We start from the raw sequence: 15,864 nt of genomic DNA on the forward strand, positions 1-15,864 counted from the left end.
TGGGCTGCAAAGAAAGGACGAGCCGTGATGTTGGCCTTTTACAGGCCATCCTTCCCTTATACCGCCGGTCATTTGTCAGGGCAATTATTCGGAGCCCTTCGTAGTGCTGTTGTTTGTCGGAGAGCAAATGATTACGGAGAAGTCGCAAGTAGCCGCTAAAAAAAACAATGCGGCGGCGATATGCCGTCAACTCGATTTTTCTGTTCTTTGTTGACGACGTTGCCGATGTCGTCGATGAGGGGGGGGGGCGGCCCAGAAATCGTCGATACCATGATCGACCCCGGCCTTGGCGGTACGCCCGACGTCGACGAAGCGAACGCGATGTTCGATGTCGTTCAAAACTGCACTATTGCGGCGGCGCTGCTTCTCGGCGCAGCGTGGAAATCAAACACGACGCCGCGGGCGCGCATCTCGTCGCGCCGCCGCGGACAGACCACATGCATGGCGGCACGAAAGTTAAAGAAAGACAAAAAACCCATGGAATCGCAAGTACAAACGCCCGCGCTGCGCGCAGTTTGGGCCATCCTTCCCCATGCTAGAATCGCCCGCATTCCTTCCCTGCTGCGGGCCACGAAAAACATGGCAAGACCGGCGGCTTCGGCCGAACGCAACGATGCTCAATCCGAAAGCCGGCGCAAGTACGATCCCGAGCAGACCAAGCGAAATATCCTCGAAGTGGCGACTGCCGAATTCTCGGCCATGGGTCTCTCCGGCGCGCGTGTCGACGCGATCGCCGAACGCACCAACACCACCAAGCGCATGCTGTATTACTACTTCGGCAGCAAGGAAGGGCTGTACGAAGCGGTGCTCGACAAGGTCTACGGCGACATCCGCGCGCTCGAACTGGATCTGCACATCGACGAACTGGACCCCACGGAAGGCCTGCGGCGGCTCGTCGAATTCACCTTCGACTATCACGACCGCCACCGCGACTTCGTGCGCCTCGTGACCATCGAGAACATTCACGGCGCGAAGTACATCGAACGCCTGAAGACCTTCCGCAGCCGCAACGCCAGCGCGATCCGCACGATCGAAGACCTGCTCGCGCGCGGCGTGGCGAGCGGTGCGTTCCGCGACGACATCGACCCTATCGACCTGCATCTGCTCATCAGCTCGATGTGCTTTCACCGCGTGGGCAACCGTCACACGTTCGGCGCGGCCTTCGGGCGCGACCCCTCGCATCCGCGTCTGCGCGCGCGCCATCGCGAGATGGTCGTCGACGCCACGCTGCGCTTCGTCAAGAAGTAACGCGGTTCAGGAAGCGGGGGGCCCCGGCCGCCTCCCGCGGCACGCCTGCCGATGCGCGACGCATTGGCAGCGGCGCGCCCGCGCGAGCATAGCGCCGCGCCGCGCTGACGGGGCGCCCCGGCGAACCTGCGAATTTATCTCCGAAATCCCGGCGATGGCCGTCCTGCACGGTTGTCAGCAAGCCTCGCTGTCCCATAAAAGTGCGCAAACGCATTACACTACGGCGGTCAAGGCCGCCGCGCGCGGCCTCGCCGTGCGCAGCCGCGCCCCGCCTTGCCGGCGAGGGCGGTGCGCCGGTCCACGCCACCGGAGAGCCCCAAGCGCAATGAGCACCGCCATGCCCCGTTCCGGCCACGCCGGCCTGCCTAGACAGACTCAGGGTCGCTACACCCTCGGCACGCGCATCGTCCTCAGCTTCGGCTTGCTGTTCGTGCTGATGCTCGCGATGGCCGCGATCTCCTGGGACCGCCTGCGCGCCATCGACAGCGAGGCCATGAGCCTCACGAGCGATTCGGTGCCGGGCCTGTTCTACGCGACCTCGCTGCGCGCGGCGGCCAACCAGACCTACAACCTCGTCGAGCGTGCGGCCTTCGTCGATGCCGACGCGGACAGCATGGCGCGCGATGTCGCGGCGCTGCCCGCCGCCATGGCGCAGGTCGAGGAGAACGCGCGGCATTACGAACACTCGCTCTTTCGCGCCGACGACCGCGAGCGCTTCCAGCGCTTTCGCGACGCCTACGCGCGCTACCTGCCGATGGCGAAGGCGGTGGCGAGCCAGTTGCCCGCGTCGCGCCCGGCCGCGCAGGCGGCGTTCATGCAGATCGGCCCGGCGTGGCAGGAAGTGCTCGCCACGGCCAATGCGCTCGTCGACGAAAACCGCCGGCAGGCGGACGAGTCCGCGCAAACCATCCGCAGCTCGGTCACGGGCACGGAAATCACGCTCGCCACGGCGCTGGGCGTCGTGCTGATCGTCGCGCTCGCCACGGGCTACGCGCTGTATCGCGCGATCACGGTGCCGATGGCGCGACTCGTGGAAGTGCACGACTCCATGCGCACCGGCAACCTGTCGCAGCGGCTGAGCTTGAATCGCGGCGACGAATTCGGCGTGCTCGAAGACGGCTTCAACCGCATGAGCGACGAACTGGCGAGCCTCGTGGCCCAGGCGCAGAAGTCGTCGCTGCAGGTCACGACGTCCGTGGCCGAAGTGGCCGCGACGTCCCGGGAGCAGCAGGCCACCGCGAGCGAAACGGCGGCCACCACGACCGAGATCGGCGCGACCTCGCGCGAGATTTTCGCCACGGCGCGCGACCTCGTGCGCACCATGAGCGAAGTGGCGACGGTGGCCGAGCAGTCGGCCGGGCTCGCCAGCACGAGCCAGAGCGGCCTCACGCACATGGAGGACACCATGCGCAGCGTGATGGAGGCGGCGGGATCGGTGAACGCGAAGCTCGCGATCCTCAACGAGAAGGCCGTGAGCATCAATCAGGTCGTGGCGACGATCACGAAGGTAGCCGACCAGACCAACCTGCTTTCGCTTAACGCGGCGATCGAAGCGGAAAAGGCAGGCGAGTACGGACGCGGCTTCTCCGTGGTCGCCACCGAAATCCGCCGCCTCGCGGACCAGACGGCCGTGGCGACCTACGACATCGAGCAGACGGTGAAGGAGATCCAGTCGGCGGTATCGGCGGGCGTGATGGGCATGGACAAGTTCGCCGAAGAGGTGCGGCGCGGCATGCACGACGTGCAGGCCGTGGGCGCGCAGCTTTCGCAGATCATCGGCGCGGTGCAGACGCTCGCGCCGCGCTTCCAGGTCGTGAACGACGGCATGCAGGCGCAGGCCACGAGCGCCGAGCAGATCACCCAGGCGCTCACGCAGCTTTCCGAAGCCGCCCAGCAGACGGCGGAATCGCTGCGCCAGTCGTCGCAGGCCATCGACAATCTCACGCTCGTCGCCAACGAACTGCGCACCGGCGTGTCGCGGTTCAGGATCGAGGCGTGACGCGGGAGCGGCGATGCTCTTCCTGGTGTTCGAACTGGACGGCGAGCGTTACGCGCTCGATGCCCGCGAAATCGCGCACGTGCTGCCGCTCGCGCCCGTGCGCGCGTTTCCGGGCACGCCCGCCTATATCGCCGGCGTGATCGATTACGAGGGCGCGCCCGTGCCCGTGGTCGATCTGCCGATGCTCGCGCTCGGGCGGCCCGCGCGCGCGCTCATGTCCACGCGGCTCGTGCTTGTGGATGAGCGCGCCGACGGCGAGGGAGACGGCGACGCTGGCGTTGGCGCATCTTCCGCGCCGCCGCGACGCCTCGCGCTGCTGCTCGAAAGCGCGACGCGCACGCAGTCGATTGCGCCCGAGCGCTTTGCCGAAGGCGGCATCGCCACGCCCGAGGCGCGCTGGCTCGGTCCCGTCGCGCAAGACGAGCGCGGTTTCGTGCAATGGGTGAAAGTCGCCCATCTGCTCGACGCGCGCGTGCGGGCGCTGCTCTTTCCGGATCCGCCTTCGTGGCAAGGCGCGCCATGAGACAGGCCGATCCGCGCTTCGCCGCCTGGCTGCTCGAAGAAACCGGCATCGACGCCGAATCGCTCGGCGCGCACGCGCTCGCGCGCGCGGTGGGCGCGCGGGCGGCGGTGACGCTCGAGGTCACGGCCGATCTGCATCCGGCCGTGACGCGCAAGGAGTGGATGAGCGGCGCGACGCTGCCCGAATGGGCGCGCGAAGCGTACTGGCAGCGCCTCACGACCACGCCGGCCGAACGCCAGGCGCTGATCGACGCGCTCGTCGTGCCCGAAACCTGGTTCTTTCGCGAACGCGAGGCCTTCGCCGCGCTCGCGCGCCTTGGCGCGAAGCGGCTCGCCGCGCAGCCGGGCGAGGTGCTGCGCGTGCTGAGCGCGCCGTGTTCGAGCGGCGAGGAGCCGTACTCGGCGGCCATGGCGCTGCTCGACGCGGGCCTCGCGCACGAGCAGTTCGCCATCGACGCGATCGACATCAGCGGGCAGTCCATTGCGGCGGCCGCGCGCGGCGTGTACGGCCGCAACGCGTTTCGCGGCGACGGGCTCGCGTTTCGCGAGCGCTATTTCGAGGCGATGCCCGATGGCTGGCGTATCGCCGCGACGGTGCGGCGCGCCGTTACCTTCGAGCGCGCGAACCTGTTCGAATGGCTCGCGCCGCACCCTGTGCGCTATGACTTCATTTTCTGCCGCAACGTGCTGATCTATTTCGACCGCCCCTCGCAGGACCGCGCCATCGACCTGCTGCGTGCGCGCCTCGCGGCGGGTGGCATGATCTTCGTCGGGCCGGCGGAAACGGGGTTGATGATGCGGCATGAGATGGCGTCCGCCTATATTCCGCTCGCGTTCGGTTTTCGCGCGCCGGAACATGGCGCGACGGCGGATCATCATCCGGCAAGCCCTGCGGCGGCGGTGCCGCAGGCGCTCACGCCGCTGCCCGTGATCGCGGCCACGGCGGCGGCGCCCGCATTCGGCAGCGCGCGGGTGTTCACGCCGCTCGACGCGCCCGTGGCGGCAGCGGGCCGCCGGCACGCGCCGCCGCGGCACTCGCTGCGGCCCTTGCACGGGGCCCCGGCTCCGCGCGCGGCGGCCGTGGTGCGCGCAGCGGAGCCGGGCGGTCCGTCCGCTGCGTCCGCGCCCGAAACCGTGCTCGCGGATGCGCGGCGTCTTGCCGATGCCGGCGCGCTCGACGAAGCCGAACGCCTCGCCGCGCAAGCGGCGAAGGCGCTGGCGCAGAACGCGGGCACCTGGTATCTGCTCGGCCTGATCGCCGATGCGCAGGGGCGTACCGCCGAAGCGCTCGCGCACTATCGCAAGGCTATCTATCTGGAGCCTTCGCACTACGAAGCGCTTACCCATCTGGCCGCGCTGCTCGAAGTGCAGGGCGACGGCGACGGTGCGCGCCGCCTGATGCGCCGCGCGCGGCGCGCGGCCGAGGAGATGGCGCGGCGCGGCGCCACGGACGCAGGAGGCACGCATGCCTGAACGCGATCTCACGGAGGACCTGGTGTTGGCCGCGCCACCGTCCGACGCGTGCTGGAAGACCATTGGCACGCTCGGCGACAACTCGTGCCCGCGCCTCGAAACGTGCGTGCGTTGCCTGAATTGCCCGGTTTTCGAAGAGGCGGCGGCGCGCATGCTCGACCGGCCCGCGCCGTTTGCACCCTCGGCGCTCGCGTCCGAACGCGTGCCCGAGCCCGCTGGCGCGCAGGCGCGCGGCGAAGGCTCGCTCGTGTTTCGCGTGGGCGGCGAGTGGCTCGCGCTGCCCGCCACGGCGCTGCGCCAGGTGGACGAAGCGCGCGCCATCCATACGCTGCCGCACCGGCGCAGCGCCGCCGTGCTGGGCGTGGTGAACGTGCGCGGCGTGCTCACGCTCGCGGTATCGCTCGCGGCGCTCCTGCGCATCGAGGCCGCGAGGCCCGACGCACAGGCGCGCGCCGCCACGCCGCGTCTGCTCGTGACCGAATGGGCGGGCGCGACCACGGCGTTTCCAGTCGATGCCGTGGAGGGCATAACGAGCTTCGCCGCCGGAGCGCTCCTGCCCGCGCCCGCGACGCTCGCGCAATCGGCGGGGCGGCATGTGCGCGGCGTGGCGCACTGGCGAGGACGCTCGATAGGCGTGCTCGACGCCGAAGTGCTGTTCGATGCGCTGGCAAGGAGTTTGCGATGAGCGACGACGAATTGAGCCGCCGCTCGCTGCTCGACCTCTTCCAGGAGGAGGCTGCGGCGCAGACGCGCACGCTTTCGGCGGGCCTGCTCGCGCTGGAAAGCGCGCCCGCGGATGCGGCGACGCTCGAAGCCTGCATGCGCGCCACGCACTCGCTCAAGGGCGCGGCGCGCATCGTCGGGCTGCCGGAGGCGGTCGAGGTGGCGAGCGCGATGGAGGATAGTTTCGTGGCCGCGCAGCGCGGCGAGTTGCGCATCGATGCGGCGTGCATCGATGCGTTGCTCGTTGGCATCGACTTGCTGAGCGCGGCGGGCGACGCCGCCGCGCCGCCGCTTTCGCGCGAGTCGGTTGCGGCGTTCGCGGCGCAATTGCGGAACGCTGTGCAGCCCGACGCGGCTGGGCGCGCGCCCGCACCCGAGGCCGACGACATCGCGGCGCTGTCGGCGTCGCTGCGTCTGCCCGAGCCTGAGCCTGAGGCCGTGATCGCCGCCGATACCGAACCTGCGCCATTGGCGCGACCCTCGCAGCCCCGTTCAGCCGACGCCGAGCGCATGCTGCGCGTGCGCGCGGGCACGCTCGACCGCCTGCTCGGCTTCGCGGGCGAATCGCTGGTGGAGTCGCGCCGCATGCGGCCCTTCGCCGAAGGTATCTTGCGCACGCGCCGCGCGCAGGGCGACGTGCTCGCGGCGCTGGGACAGTTCCAGGAGCGCCATGCCGACGCACTCGATGCCGACGCGCGCGCCGCGCTCACCGGCATCCGCGATGCGATCGCCACGCTCGATCATCAGCTATCCGAACGATTCGACGATGCCGATCGCATCGACCGGCGCGGCACGCAACTCGCGCAGCGCCTTTACGACGAGGCCCTGCAATGCCGCATGCGGCCGTTCGGCGACGCGGCGCACACGTATCCGCGCGGCGTGCGCGACCTTGCGCGCTCGCTCGGCAAGCGCGTGCGCTTCGAGATTGCCGGCGAGTCGACGCAGGTCGATCGCGACATCCTCGAAATGCTCGACGCGCCGCTCGGCCACCTGCTGCGCAACGCGCTCGATCACGGTATCGAGGACTCCGAAACAAGACGGCGCGCGGGCAAGCCTGAAGAAGCCAGCCTCACGCTGGAAGCGCGCCATAGCGCGGGCAAACTGCTGATCGCCGTGGCCGACGACGGCGCGGGCATCGACCTCGACGCCCTGCGCGCGAGCATCGTCGCGCGTTCGCTCGCGCAGCCGCAGGCCGTGGCCGCCATGTCCGACGCGGAACTGTTCGACTTCCTGCTGCTGCCGGGCTTCTCGCTGCGCGACACCGTGACCGACGTGTCGGGCCGGGGCGTCGGCCTCGACGCCGTGCAGAACTTCGCAAAGGCCGTGCGCGGTACGGTGCATATCGAGAGCGCGGCGGGGCAGGGCACGCGTTTCGTGCTGCAGTTGCCGCTCACGCTCTCCGTGGTGCGCAGCCTGATCGTCGAGGTCGCGGGCGAGGCCTATGCGTTTCCGCTCGCGCACGTGCGCCGTGCGCTCAGCGTGCCGCGCAGCGCCATCGAGATGGTCGAAGGCCAGCAGCACATCGCGTTCGAAGGGCGTCCCGTGGGACTCGTGACCGCGCGGCAATTGCTCGGCGCGGGTGCCGAACCGGCGGCCACGGAAGACCTGAACGTCGTGCTGGTGGGAAGCGAGGTGGGCAGTGAAGCGGGCCTCTACGGTGTAGCCGTGGATCGCTTCGCGGGCGAGCGCACGCTCGCCGTGCAGCCGCTCGACGCGCGTCTGGGCAAGGTGCGCAACGTCTCGGCGGCGGCATTGCTCGACGACGGCGAGGTTGCGCTGATCGTCGACGTGGAGGACATCGTGACGTCGGTCGGGCGGCTCGTGCGCGACGGACAGCTCGCGGGCGTCGCGCGCGGCGGCGCGCATGACGGAATGCGCGCGCGCAAGCGCATTCTCGTTGTCGAGGACTCCTTGACGGTGCGGGAGCTGGAGCGCAAGCTGCTCGAAAAGCGCGGCTATGACGTGACGGTGGCGGTGGACGGCATGGACGGCTGGAACACGTTGCGCAACGCGCATTTCGACCTCGTGATCACCGACGTCGACATGCCGCGCATGGACGGCATCGAACTCGTCACGATGATCAAGAGCGACGCGCAGCACCGCAGCGTGCCCGTGATGATCGTCTCGTACAAGGATCGCGAAGACGACCGGCGGCGCGGCCTCGACGCGGGCGCCGACTACTATCTGACCAAGGGCAGCTTCCACGACGAAGCGCTGCTCGACGCCGTGAACGACCTGATCGGAGAGGCGACGGGATGAAGATCGGTATCGCCAACGATATGCCGCTAGCGGTCGAAGCGTTGCGCCAGGCCATTGCGACGCGGCCTGGCCATCGCGTGCTGTGGGTCGCCGCGAACGGCGAGGAGGCCGTGCAGTTTTGCGCGGCGCAGGTGCCCGACGTGATCCTCATGGATCTCGTGATGCCGAAGATCGACGGCGTGGAGGCCACGCGGCAGATCATGGCGCGCTCGCCGTGCCCCATCCTGATCGTGACGAGCAGCGTGGGCGCGAACGCCTGGCGCGTGTACGAGGCGATGGGCGCGGGCGCGCTCGACGCCGTGGACACGCCCACGCTCGCCGGGCCCGAAGCGCGTCGCAGCATGGACCTGTTGCTCGCGAAGATCGAGCAGATCGGGCGCGTTTCCGGCGTGCTCGATTTCGCCGCGCGTGCGCCGGTCTCCATGGCGCACGATGCGCCGAAAGCGCCGCTCGTTGCGATCGGCGCGTCGGCGGGCGGCCCAGGCGCGCTTGCCGCCGTGCTCGGAGCGTTGCCCGCCGGTTTCGGCGCGGGCATCGTGATCGTGCAGCACGTGGACCAGTCGTTCGCTGCGGGCATGGCCGCGTGGCTCGACGGCCAGACCGGACTCACAGTGCGCATTGCGCTGGAAGGCGAGCAGCCCGCGCCCGGTTACGCGCTGCTTGCCGCGACCAACGATCATCTGCGCATGACAGCGGGCGGCAAGCTGGCTTACACTCGCGAGCCGGCCGACACGCCGTACCGTCCTTCCGTCGATACGTTCTTTCACAGCGTCGTCGAGCGCTGGACGGGCGAGGCGATCGGCGTGCTGCTCACCGGCATGGGGCGCGACGGCGCCATCGGCCTGAAGGCGATGCGCGCCAGGGGCTGGCACACCATCGCCCAGGACGAGGCGACGAGCGCCGTGTACGGCATGCCCAAGGCGGCGGCGGCGCTTCTCGCCGCGCGCGCGATCCTGCCGCTTGGCGCCATTGCGCCCGAGCTTGCGAGCAGGGTGAAATCACCGTATCAATCTGCCGGCTAGACGCCAGCCAATACGAGACGCGACCGACATCATGACCGAGAAGTCCACTCTTCCCACCAGCGCAAACGTCGCCGACGGCACGGGCCTCGAGGCCGCCCTCGATGCGGGCCTCGATGGGGGCCTTGAAGCGGCGCTCGACTCCGGCAGCGCCGACGACGCCTCGCTCGCCGTCGCGCTGGATGCCGTGCGTAGCGCGCTGGAGCAAACGCTGCCCGCCGCCGACATGCCGATGATGGTGCTGCTGGTGGACGACCAGGCAATCGTGGCCGAGGCCGTGCGCCGGGCGCTCGCAAGCGAACGCGAAATCGACTTCCACTATTGCGCGCATCCCGACCAGGCGGTGCGCACGGCAGAGGACGTGCGCCCGACCGTGATCCTGCAGGACCTCGTGATGCCGGGCACCGACGGGCTCACGCTCGTGCGCGCGTATCGCGCGAACGAAGCGACGCGCGACGTGCCGATCATCGTGCTCTCCACGAAGGAAGAGCCGGCCATCAAGAGCGCGGCGTTTGCGTCGGGCGCGAACGACTACCTCGTCAAGCTGCCGGACAGCGTCGAGCTGATCGCGCGCGTGAAATATCATTCGCGGTCCTACGTAAACATGCTTCAGCGTGACGAGGCATATCGCGCGCTGCGCCGCTCGCAGCAGGAACTGCTGCGCGCGAACCTCGAATTGCGCCGTCTCACGCATTCGGACGGCCTCACGGGCCTCTCGAACCGGCGCTATCTCGACGAATTCCTGAGCGCCGAGTGGAAGCGCGCGGAGCGCGAGCGCACTGAGATCTCGCTGCTGATGATCGACGTGGACTACTTCAAGCCGTATAACGACACGTACGGCCACGTGGCGGGCGACAACGTGCTGCGCTCGGTGGCGACGACGATCCGCCGCGAGATACGTCAGCCGCGCGATCTGGTGGCGCGCTTCGGCGGCGAGGAGTTCGCCGTCGTCCTGCCGGGCACGGGCAGCGCGGGCGCGCGGCTGCTCGCCGAGAAAATGCGCCGCGACGTGGCGGGGCTCGCGTTGCCGCACGTGGGCTCAGCCGTGAGCGAGCACCTCACGATCAGCATCGGCGTGGCGACGCTGACCCCGGCGCCGGGGCTCGCGGAAACCGCGCTGGTCGAGGAAGCCGATGCCGCGCTTTATCGGGCGAAACGCGACGGGCGTAATCGCGTGGCGTTTTCCACGCAGGTATCGGGGCGCGGATAAGGTGCGGCGAGGGTTTTTGGGGCGCAAAAAGAGAATTTAGCCGCCCACTGGAATAAAAGGCGTGCGCGGTGTGTTAGCCCCCGCGTCGCCACCCAATCAGCATCGATCCACCATCATGAAGTTTCGTGGGCCGCTCGATGAGCCGCCGGTTTCCGAAGCCGATATCCAGGCCTACAGCGACGGCACGCTCGCCGGCTCGCGGGCGGCGCACGTGCGGCGTTACCTTGCGGGCAAGCCCGGAGAATGGCGCCGCATCCTGTTCTACCGGCGCCTGAACGCCCAGATCCGCGACGCCTACCCCGCGCAGGCCGCGCCGCCGCGCGCCACTGCGACCCGAGGCAGGCGCGTGTGGCGTTACGCTATTGCCCTCGCGGCCGTCGTGGTGCTGGTCGCCGCCGCATTGGCGTGGATCGCCGTGACCGAGCCTTCGCAGCAAGCGCTGAACAACGCCGCCGTCATGGCGCTGATGGAAGCCGAAAATGCGCAGCCGGAGTCGCTGGAAGCAGGTCCGGCGCGTGCGCCGTTCGATTTCGGCGCGGCGGGGCTGCGCTTTCTCGGCGGCGGCGAAGTGCGCGTTGGCCCGTTCGCGAGCGCGCAGCGCTATGTCTACGAGAACAGTCAGGGCGAGCGCGTGGTGCTGCTTGCGAGCCGTGCCTGGCTCGCGGGCGCGTCGCCGCAGTGGAGCGCGCACCGGGCCGGTCCGCTCAGGCTTTTGATGTGGCGCGAGCGAGGCACGCGCTGGGTGCTCGCGGGCAACGCGCAAACGCACGGCCTGATGCGCGCGGCGGACCTCGCGACGCTCGCCGCGCCGCCGAAAAGCGAAGGCGAGGGATCGTGAACCCGCAATGATTGTTGCAGCAATCCAGGATGAAACATGGACATCCGTGACGAGCTGATAGAACACGTGCCGCGCCTGCGACGCTATGCGCGCGCGCTGATCAACAACCGGGAACTTGCCGACGACCTCGTGCAGGACACGCTCGAACGCGCGATCGCCCGTACGGAGCTGTTCCGCTCGGGCACCGACCTGCGCGCGTGGCTATTCACGATCATGCACAACATCTTCGTGAACCAGGTGCGCAAGTCGGCGGCGCGCGGCGCGCACGTTTCCGTCGACGACGAAAGCGTGCCCGAAACCGATTACGCCGTGCCCGCCACGCAGACGGGCGCGCTCGAAGTGCGCGACCTGGACTTCGCACTGCAGCGCCTGCCGGTGGAGCAGCGCGAAGTGGTGCTGCTGGTGGGGCTGGAGGAAATGGCTTACGCCGATGTCGCATTGGCGCTCGACATACCGATCGGCACGGTGATGTCGCGCCTGTCGAGGGGACGTGAGCGCCTGCGCGCGCTCATGGCCGGTTCCGTCCCGCGTGCGAATCTGAAGGTGGTGCGATGAGCGATCAACAAAATCCAGTCACGCAAGACGAGATCCACGCCTACGTGGACGGCACGCTTTCCGAGGCGCGCCGCGCCGATGTGGAACGGGAACTCGAGCGCAATCCCGAGCTTGCCGCGCGCGCGAGCGACTTCTTCGCGCTCAACAACCTGCTGCACGAGCGTTACGACCGTGTGCTCAACGAGCCGCTGCCTGGGCGCCTGCGCGTGGCGGCGCCTGAGCCTGGCACGCAAACGGTGCGAAACACGCGGCCGGCGGCGAACTGGCCGCGTTTCGCGGGCCTCGCGGCGGCGCTAGTGCTGGGCGTGGGAATCGGCTGGGGCATGCGCTATGGCATGAACGGAGCGGGGGCGCCGGCCGGTGCGGCTGGCGGCGGCGAGTTGCGCGCGGTGAGCGCGGATAACTCGATGCGCTTCGCACAGCAGGCGGCGCTCGCGCACGTGGTCTACATGCCGGCCGTGGCACGGCCCGACACGATGGACGACAGCCAGGAGCAGGACTTCGTGAAGTGGCTCGCCAACCGGCTCGGCACTAACGTTCACGCGCCGATGCTGTCGAAGAGCGGGTTCGAGCTTTCGGGTGGGCGCCTGCTACCGGCTGACGATGGCGGCGAAGTCGCACAGTTCATGTATCACAACGCGCAGGGCGAGCGGGTGACGCTTTGTATTTCGCATCGCAAGGCTAGCGCTAATACCACCGCTTTCAAGCTGTATCAGGATGGGCCGGTGAATGTGTTCTATTGGGTGGATGGGGATTTTGGGTATGCGCTTTCGGGCGGTATCGACAGGAAGGTGTTGTTGCAGCTTGCGCATGATGTTTATGCGCAGTTGACTGCGCGGTGAGGGTTGGGTTTTGGTTTTTTGTTTTTTTTGTTTTTTTGTCATTCCTGGTTTTGGTGTTTTCTTGTTTTCGCGGTGGTCTGCCAGCGTTGCCCCTGTGCGGGGCGGCACCTACTTTCTTTGCAGCGGCAAAGAAAGTAGGCAAAGAAAGCCGCTCACACCGCCAGCGCACGCCACCATTCACCTCGCGCCACATTAGCCGGTGGCTCCGGTGCGTCTGTCACCTCGCACCATTCCCGCCAGTGACAAAGCACTCATCCGTTCCCGCTGCTCGCTACGCGCGCAGCGGCCGGGTCTGCAAAGGAAAGCGGTGGGAATGCCAGGGTCTGGCGAAAAGTCAGGCATCCTGATTGTTTTCTGCTGCGCCCTTCGGGGCGCGTAGCGCCGCCGGAAGGATGAGCGCCTTGTCACTCCGGTTGTGGGCGCGTGGCGACAGACGCTCCGGAGCCACTACCTGTCAATGCGCGGGGTGAATGGTGGCGGGCATTGGCGGTTTGAGCGGCTTTCTTTGCCTACTTTCTTTGCCGCTGCAAAGAAAGTAGGTGCCGCCCCGCACAGGGGCAACGCTGGCATACCGACACGAACACAAGAAAACGCCAAAAACCGCCAAAAAACCGCCAGAACAGCGCGCCCCGTCGCGCACCACCCTCACCGAACCTTCACGACCACAAACTTGCGCGCATGATTACGCTGAATCAACAGCGACATGCTAGTCGCCGCCTTGGCCTCCAGCGCGGCGGCGTCCTCCTGCGATTCGACCAGCGTGCCGTCGAGCGAGAGCACAACGTCCCCGGCCCGCACGCCTGCGGTCGCGGCAGGCCCAGTCGACGCGTCCACCATCAAACCCAGCGGAAGGTCGATCGAGCGCTTTTCCTCCGTGCTCAGCGCATGCGCGATGAGGCCCAGCCGGTCGGCGCCCTGGCGCGGCACGGCCGCTGCGACAGGCTGGGCGAGCGTGCCCCCCGTGCCAGTCATCACCGTCTTGACGGCGCGCACGTTGGCCGGCGGCGCCTTGGTCGCCGCATCGCCGATGCCAGGCGCAACCGGCGCGTCGGTCGCGTCCGCCGCCTGCGCGGCTTCGGTGGCTTGTGCTGCGGTCGCCGTCGCCGCGTCGTCGGCGTTCGCGTCGAACGCGGTGTTCGAGAAGCCCGCCACCGCGGGCTGATGGTTGCGGATCACCTTGAGCGAGGCCGGCGTGGCGGGCGGTACGGCAGCGAGCGCGGCGGCAAGCGTCGCGGCCCGGTCGATGGGTTTGGCGCCCACCTGCATGATCACGTCCCCGGTCCGGATGCCCGCTTTGCCGATGGGCGAGCCCGGATCCACGGCGTCAACGAGCGCGCCCCCCGCGTGCGTCAAGCCGAGCGCCGCCGCGAGCCCAGGGCTCACGTCCTCGACCTGCATGCCGAAGGTGCGGATCGTGCCGCCATTGCCCGCCCCCGCCGCGTTGGCCGCATTGGCGCTGTCGGCGGGCGCGGCCTTGCGCGCCTGCAACTGGGCGCGGAACTGGTTGGCGGCGTCGATCGGAATCGCGAAAGTCAGGCCTTCGTAGCGGCCGCCGTCCGCGTAAATCTGCACGTCGATGCCGATTACTTCGCCCGCGCGATTGAAAATCGGTCCGCCGGAGTTGTCGGGGTTGACCGCCACGTCGGTCTGCAGGAACGGGAACGATTTGCCGTCGGGCAGCGTGCGCGACGTCGCGCTGAGGATGCCCGTCGTCACGGTGTTCTGGTAACTGTCCGGCGATCCGATCGAGAGCACCGGCTCGCCGGCGCGCACCTTCGCCGTATCGGCGAGCTTCACGAACGGCAGATCGTGACCGTCGATCTGCAGCACCGCTACGTCGCTTTGCGGGTCGACGGCGACCACTTCCGCCTTGAACTCGCGCTTGTCGGTGAGCCGCACGGTCACCTGCTCGGCGTTGTCGACGATGTGCGCCGTCGTGAGCACGACGCCATCGGGGCTGACGATGAACCCGGAGCCCGCGCCCATCATCACGCGCGGCCCGCTGGCGTCGGCCTCGGATGCCGGCTTCGGCGCGCGTTTGAAGAACGCGAAGAAAGGATCGTCGGCATCGATGGCTTCCTGCTCGGGCGGCGCGGACGGGTCGTCGGCGCTGCGCGCGATCACGTGCACGACGGCAGGCCCGTAGCGCTCGGCGAGCGAGAAGAAGTCCGGTGCGGCAGCCGCTGGCGCGGACGTCTCGGCCGTGGCGTTTTGCGCGGTCGCCTTGTCGGTGGCCGCCTTGTCGTCGGTCGTTTTATCCGCCGCCTTGTCGTTAGCGGCCTTATCGGCGGCGGCTTTGTTCGCGGGCGGTTTGGCTGGGGCCGGCGGCGGTGTTGCCGCGTTGGCTTCACAACAGAAAGCGCTGGCAAGCGCGAGGGCAAGCGCGGCCGCGGGGCGCGAAGGGCGGGCGAAGTTCAGGCGTAGCACAGCACACCTCCCAGTGTCGTCGTGCTGGCGGGCGGCACGCGAACGCGGATAGCAAACGAATGCCGACGTCCATAGTGTAGTCACGTCGCGGCGCTATTGGGGGCAGGGTTTGTCCTGTAGCGCACGCAATTCGGTACGGCGGCGTGAAGGGGAGGCATGCGCGGCGCATCGAAGGCGATGCGTTGCGGGGCTCGCGCGGTGCGGGTGCGCGAGAGGCCCCGCTCGTCGCGAGCGGGGCGTTCGAGTGCGGAAAAGGGAAAGGGCGGCTTGCGGAACGCGGCGCTCGCGCTCAGCTACCCGAATACAGGTTGCAGAAGCTCACCGGCCCGACACATGCGGCGCGCGGCGCGCCGGCATCGCTCGTGCCTTGCATTGGTGCACCCATGCCGGTGGGTTGCTGTTGCTGCTGCTGAGCCTTCGCCTGCGCGACTTGCTGCGCGAAGACGGGGCTCACCTCGGGATACGAGCTATCGGTGACGAATTGCGAGCCGTTGGCCTGCGCTTCGATCAACTGTTCGCGCACCTGGGCGCGCGTGAGTTCTTGCGCGGAGGCGGTGGATGCAGCGCCGATGCAAGCGGTCGCGACGAGCAAGGCAAAAAGCGGGCGGCGGATAATCATTTCGAACTCCTGATTAAATGGCATGGTTCGGCGACCGGCTGGGGCGCGGTCGCATCGACGGAGACTGCAATGGGTATACCGCGCGGGTTGGCCTGCTATTCCCGTGGAGTTGTAACGGCGGCGCGTTTTT

Annotated in this window: 13 protein-coding genes; 11 read left to right on the forward strand and 2 right to left on the reverse strand. The window is 68.4% G+C overall.

What is annotated here, in order from left to right:
- The first annotated feature begins 579 nt into the window (after window positions 1–579).
- The 11 genes from U5768_RS30440 (at window position 580) to U5768_RS30490 (ending at window position 12,688) form a co-directional block, all read left to right on the forward strand.
- Window positions 580–1,248: a TetR/AcrR family transcriptional regulator gene (locus tag U5768_RS30440; RefSeq protein ID WP_322034029.1), complete on the forward strand. Its 669-nt coding sequence runs from the start codon at window positions 580–582 to the stop codon at window positions 1,246–1,248.
- Window positions 1,249–1,573: 325 nt separating this feature from the next.
- A complete protein-coding gene (locus U5768_RS30445; RefSeq protein WP_322034030.1) occupies window positions 1,574–3,247 on the forward strand; it encodes a methyl-accepting chemotaxis protein in 1,674 nt (557 codons plus the stop codon).
- Between the two features lie 13 nt (window positions 3,248–3,260).
- Window positions 3,261–3,770, forward strand: a complete 510-nt coding sequence (locus U5768_RS30450; protein ID WP_322034031.1) for a chemotaxis protein CheW — start codon at window positions 3,261–3,263, stop codon at window positions 3,768–3,770.
- Window positions 3,767–5,242 carry a CheR family methyltransferase gene (locus U5768_RS30455; RefSeq protein ID WP_322034032.1) on the forward strand — a complete coding sequence of 492 codons (1,476 nt, stop codon included), beginning with the start codon at window positions 3,767–3,769 and terminating at the stop codon, window positions 5,240–5,242. Before U5768_RS30450 ends, U5768_RS30455 begins: the two co-directional genes overlap by 4 nt.
- Window positions 5,235–5,927 (forward strand): chemotaxis protein CheW, encoded by a 693-nt coding sequence (locus tag U5768_RS30460; RefSeq protein WP_322034033.1) that lies wholly within the window; start codon window positions 5,235–5,237, stop codon window positions 5,925–5,927. Before U5768_RS30455 ends, U5768_RS30460 begins: the two co-directional genes overlap by 8 nt.
- Complete coding sequence (locus U5768_RS30465; RefSeq protein WP_322034034.1) at window positions 5,924–8,224, forward strand: hybrid sensor histidine kinase/response regulator; 2,301 nt, start codon at window positions 5,924–5,926, stop codon at window positions 8,222–8,224. The genes U5768_RS30460 and U5768_RS30465 overlap by 4 nt, the downstream gene beginning before the upstream one ends.
- Window positions 8,221–9,246 (forward strand): chemotaxis response regulator protein-glutamate methylesterase, encoded by a 1,026-nt coding sequence (locus U5768_RS30470; RefSeq protein WP_322034035.1) that lies wholly within the window; start codon window positions 8,221–8,223, stop codon window positions 9,244–9,246. The genes U5768_RS30465 and U5768_RS30470 overlap by 4 nt, the downstream gene beginning before the upstream one ends.
- Before the next feature lie 223 nt (window positions 9,247–9,469).
- Window positions 9,470–10,453 (forward strand): diguanylate cyclase, encoded by a 984-nt coding sequence (locus U5768_RS30475; protein ID WP_322034079.1) that lies wholly within the window; start codon window positions 9,470–9,472, stop codon window positions 10,451–10,453.
- A 115-nt stretch (window positions 10,454–10,568) separates the two neighbouring features.
- The gene (locus U5768_RS30480) at window positions 10,569–11,291 is read left to right on the forward strand and encodes a transcriptional regulator (protein ID WP_322034036.1); all 723 of its coding nucleotides are present in this window, start codon (window positions 10,569–10,571) and stop codon (window positions 11,289–11,291) included.
- Between the two features lie 36 nt (window positions 11,292–11,327).
- Window positions 11,328–11,846 carry a sigma-70 family RNA polymerase sigma factor gene (locus U5768_RS30485; RefSeq protein ID WP_322034037.1) on the forward strand — a complete coding sequence of 173 codons (519 nt, stop codon included), beginning with the start codon at window positions 11,328–11,330 and terminating at the stop codon, window positions 11,844–11,846.
- Window positions 11,843–12,688, forward strand: a complete 846-nt coding sequence (locus U5768_RS30490; protein ID WP_322034038.1) for an anti-sigma factor — start codon at window positions 11,843–11,845, stop codon at window positions 12,686–12,688. The genes U5768_RS30485 and U5768_RS30490 overlap by 4 nt, the downstream gene beginning before the upstream one ends.
- Before the next feature lie 645 nt (window positions 12,689–13,333).
- Here the strand turns inward: U5768_RS30490 and U5768_RS30495 are convergent.
- Both U5768_RS30495 and U5768_RS30500 read right to left on the reverse strand, forming a co-directional pair.
- Entirely contained in the window at window positions 13,334–15,115 is a 1,782-nt protein-coding gene (locus U5768_RS30495) for a trypsin-like peptidase domain-containing protein (RefSeq protein ID WP_322034039.1), read from the reverse strand.
- A gap of 289 nt (window positions 15,116–15,404) precedes the next feature.
- Window positions 15,405–15,734: a DUF4148 domain-containing protein gene (locus tag U5768_RS30500; protein WP_322034040.1), complete on the reverse strand. Its 330-nt coding sequence runs from the start codon at window positions 15,732–15,734 to the stop codon at window positions 15,405–15,407.
- Window positions 15,735–15,864: the final 130 nt, after the last annotated feature.

It is taken from the genome of Paraburkholderia sp. J76, from assembly GCF_905220295.1.
Taxonomy (GTDB): domain Bacteria; phylum Pseudomonadota; class Gammaproteobacteria; order Burkholderiales; family Burkholderiaceae; genus Paraburkholderia.